This window comes from uncultured Clostridium sp. (genome assembly GCF_947036855.1).
Taxonomy (GTDB): Bacteria; Bacillota; Clostridia; order Clostridiales; family Clostridiaceae; genus Sarcina.
The window spans coordinates 1-4,541 of sequence record NZ_CAMQRY010000165.1 but is presented as its reverse complement, the minus strand read 5'-3'; the positions used below and the strand labels follow the sequence as shown (position 1 = coordinate 4,541).

Here is a 4,541-nt window from a genome sequence, read left to right as displayed (position 1 = left end):
CTTTTTATTGTTTTTATCACTAATAAACTTCTATTTCCAATTAGCATAGAAGAAGGAGTTCAAGTTCTTCTATCCAAATTATTATTTTTCAATAGAAAGCTTATTCTTAATATATCATCAAATAATTATAGTGATAATGATATATTTGAATGCCTATTAAATATATTTTTGATAAATGGAAAACTTATATCTAGAAATACTATACTTAAAAATAATAATATAAAAGACCTAATTTTAAATAATAGTATTACTATAATAGATATTTCTTATTCTAAGCTTAATAGATAACACTTTCTTTAAATTAAATCTAGTTTTACAAATAATCAATAATTGATATAAAGTATTTCTGGTGATATAATACATACAAATGTATATTTTGTTAACTTATTTAAATTTATTTTAACTTAGTTTTATCAATATATACAATTACAAATGATAAAAGTCTATAACTATATAGACTTAATTAACAATGTAGCTTTTAAGGAGGTTATTTTATGGGATTTTTTGAAGGATTAATAGAGGATGTTATTGGTGGTGCTGTTGAAGGTACTGTCGAGGGTAAAATATTAAATAGACAATCAAATAGAAATAATATGAACATGAATGATAATAGAATGTATCAAGACCAAATGGCTGAAGAAAGAATAATGCAAGATAGAATATATCAAAACAGACAACTTGAACAGCAAAGAATGAATGATGAGAGCAGTCTTTATGAAAATATGATGTCATATGAGAGAAAAATAGGTAGACCTTTATCTCTTGAAGAACGTCATTCTATTCAAAGAAAATTTTATGATAAAAGAAGAATTGAAGAAGAAAGATTAATGCAAAATAGATATAACCAAGACCAAATGATGCAAAATAGATATAACCAAGATCAGATGAATCAAAATAGAATGAATAATAATTCTGGTTTTGGTGGTGGAATGTTTGGTGGAAATAATAATGGTAATGGAATTGGCTTTGGTGAACTTATCGCTGCTGATGTAGCTGGAAATGTAATTTCTGATGTTGCTGAAGATTTTATTGGTGATATGTTTGATGGAAATGATAATCGTGACGATAATTACGATAATGATGATAATGGTTGGTTTTAAATAAAAGAAAAAAGGTGCTATATAGCACCTTTTTTTACATATTAGTCGGTAATTTTATAATAAATTCACTACCTTTTCCCAGTTCACTAATTATACTAATTGTTCCTTTGTGAAGTTCAGTTAAATCCTTAACTAAGTTTAGTCCTATTCCACTACTAAAATGTTTACTTGAGACTCCATCTTCAATTTGAGTAAATCTATCAAATATTATACTTTGATCTTCCTTTGAAATTCCTTTTCCACTATCCTTTACTATTATTTCAACAAAATTATCAGTTTCTCTAACTCCTATAAATATAGTTCCACCACTTTCTGTAAATTTAACAGAATTGGATATTAAATTTCTAACACATCTTTCAATCTCTGTTTTTGAACACATAATTAATTTTTCTTCAATATCAGGGTCTATTATAAGCTCTAAGCCCTCATTTTCAATAAAACTTTTCATACTAAGTGCTACTTCTTCAACAATATAAACTATATCATTTTCTTTTAAAGTAATCTTATAAGCTCCAGATTTCACTTTTGAACTATCTATTAAATCATTTATTACTTCTAATAAATTTTCTGAATTAGATTTTATTATTTTCATATATTTTTCAAGCTTACATCTTTCTATACCTTCTTCAAGCTTATTTAATGCTGATATAAGTTGCTGGCTTGATAATATTACATTTAAAGGTGTTCTAAGTTCATGAGATAAATTAACCAAATAAGTATTTCTAAATTTTTCATATCTTATAACCTCTTCATATAAAGCCTCTTTTTCTTCATAAAGCTTATCCTTTGCAAGTATTTCTGCATCTAATTGGAATGTTCTTTGCTTTATAAGCCCATCTAAAATTTTGACGTAATTAATTGAAATAATAATTATTCCTATTATTATCATAATATAGATGCTTATTGCAACATGTGAGAAATACCAAGGTGTCTTTATCTTAACTTTTATTATAGTTTCATTACTCTTTTCTCCACCTTTTAACACTGCCCTTACTTTAAAAATATAATTTCCTGGAGAAATATTTGTATACATTACTTCTCGTCTCTTTCCAGCACACACCCATTCATCATCAAAACCATCTAATTTATATTCATATTTTATACTTTCTGGATCCCTATAATCTGGTAAAATAAAACTCACTCTAAAATTATTTTCACTGTGCTTTAATTCTACATCATTTAAATATTCTTTATTATTGTAAGCATTAAAATCACTTATAACAACTGGTGTAAGCACTACTTCCTTTTTGCTTATTTCTTTTGGGTTAAAACTACTAACTCCATTTACCCCACCAAAGAACATTTCTCCAGATTTACTTTTAAAGTCTGATATTGCATTAAATTCATTACTTTGAAGTCCATCAGCATATGTATAATTTTCAAAATAATTATCTTTAATATCATATTTAGATATACCACCATTTGTACTCATCCAAATATCTCCAACAGAATCAACTAAAACACCATATACATAACTATTAGCAAGTCCTTGTTTTTCTTTATATTGCTTAATTTTACCTGTCTTATGGTTTAATCTATTAAGACCATTAGTTGTTCCAATCCAAATATCACCATCGAGTCCTTCATTTATCCCCATAATAACATCATCACTTAATCTACTGCCTTCTTCTAGTGTATGATTATAAACTTTTACTTCTTTTTTATTAACATCTAATTTAACTAATCCACTACTCCATCCTACAGCTAAATAATAATTTCCATCACTAGCTTGAAAAATTCTTCTTACATAAACCTCATCTAATCCATTATTTATAAGTATTTCATTTAAATTTGTAAATACTTCTGTTTCTGGATTAAAAATATCTATTCCATTTCTTGTCCCTATCCAAATTAACCCTTTATCATCAATCAAAATCTCACGTACATCATTATCAATTATAGAATTTTCATCTTCCTTATTATGCAAATAATTTTTAACTGCATTTGTCTTTATATTTATTTTACTAAGTCCATTTCTTGTAGCTACCCATATATTCCCTTTACCATCACCTCTTACCTGCCAAATACTATCACTAGCAATAGTATTATCATTTTCTTTTTTATGTTTATAATGAGTGTATATGTCATTTTCTCTATCAAGTTTATTTAGTCCACTTGTATACGTACCAATCCAAAGGTCACCATATTCGTCTTCATATATTCCTGATATTGAATCTCCACTTAAAGAGTTTTGTTCTCCAAATCTTTTTTTATAATTTATAAAATTTTGCTCTGGGTTTACTCTACTAATCCCATTTAATGTTCCAATCCATATAAGCCCTGATTTATCTTTATAAATATCTAAAATTGAATTATCCACTAATGTTTTAATATCATATTCTTTACTCTGATACCAAATACCTTTATTTTTAATAGTATTATATTTATAAAGACCTCTATTACTTCCAAGCCACATATTCCCTTCTAAATCTTCATTTATAACTTTTACATATGTATTCTCATCATTTAAATCCTCAGCAATATTAAACTTGAACTCTATTTTTTTTGTATTTTTAGTAATTTTATATAACTCGCCTGTCTTAGCTGAAATCCATATATTTTCTTTTGAATCTTTAAACGTATCAATTATACTTTTACCATTTACCAAATCTATTCCATCACCCATATAAAACTCTAATTTACCTATCTTTTGATTAACTGCTCTTAAACCATTTTTAGTTCCAATTATTATAACGCCATCACTATCTTCTTCTATGCAAGAAGCTTTAATTTTTTTATGATTATCTAATGATTTATTATCAACAGTATATTTTGTGAATTTTTCAGTAGAATAATCAAATTTATTTATTCCATCCTCTGTTGCAACCCACATATCACCTTTAGAATCCTTAAAAACATCCCATATATTACTATGTGATATTCCTTTTTCATCATTTTTATTTGTGATAAATCTTTTTGCTTTTAATTTTTTTTTATCTACTCTAGCAAGACCACCACTTGTACCTACCCAAAGATATCCCATTTTATCCTCTTCTATATCAGAAACAAGCCCTGGCCATATTGTAGCTATATCATTATTATCACCTTTTAATACTTTAAACTCATTTCCATCATATCTATTTAATCCATCATTTGTTGCAAACCACATATAACCCTCACTATCCTGAAATATATCGTCTATACTTCCTTGTGATAAACCATCATTTGTTGTTATATTATTAAAATTCAAATAATTATCATTTATACTTGCTTTAACTTCTACTTCATTTGCAAACATAATTATTGAAATAAAATTAACTATTAAAAATATCATTCTACTATATCTATTATTCATTTTGTCCCCCAATCTACTTTCCTAACTATATTAATAGTTACACAGTCATTTTACTGGGTCAATCCAAATAAAGAATAGTTAAAAATTGTTATTTCTTTGTCAATATTTGTCGTATTATATGTTCAAAAAAAGAGCAATGTATATTC

3 protein-coding genes are annotated in these 4,541 nt (G+C 26.2%); 2 read left to right on the top strand and 1 reads right to left on the bottom strand.

What is annotated here, in order from left to right:
* Both Q0V15_RS11995 and Q0V15_RS11990 read left to right on the top strand, forming a co-directional pair.
* A partial coding sequence (locus Q0V15_RS11995; protein ID WP_297439326.1) for a hypothetical protein occupies nucleotides 1-288 on the top strand: 288 nt, incomplete at its 5' end.
* 206 nt (nucleotides 289-494) lie between these two features.
* Nucleotides 495-1,100, top strand: a complete 606-nt coding sequence (locus Q0V15_RS11990) for a hypothetical protein (RefSeq protein WP_297439324.1) — start codon at nucleotides 495-497, stop codon at nucleotides 1,098-1,100.
* Nucleotides 1,101-1,134: 34 nt separating this feature from the next.
* Here Q0V15_RS11990 and Q0V15_RS11985 read toward each other — a convergent pair whose 3' ends face one another.
* On the bottom strand, nucleotides 1,135-4,395 hold the full coding sequence (locus Q0V15_RS11985; RefSeq protein ID WP_297439321.1) for a two-component regulator propeller domain-containing protein: 3,261 nt from the start codon (nucleotides 4,393-4,395) through the stop codon (nucleotides 1,135-1,137).
* Nucleotides 4,396-4,541: the final 146 nt, after the last annotated feature.

Bases quoted from the DNA above. Each gene is read 5' to 3' on its own strand.
- Q0V15_RS11990 (WP_297439324.1), top strand. From the start codon at position 495: ATGGGATTTTTTGAAGGATTAATAGAGGATGTTATTGGTGGTGCTGTT.
- Q0V15_RS11985 (WP_297439321.1), bottom strand. From the start codon at position 4,395: ATGAATAATAGATATAGTAGAATGATATTTTTAATAGTTAATTTTATT.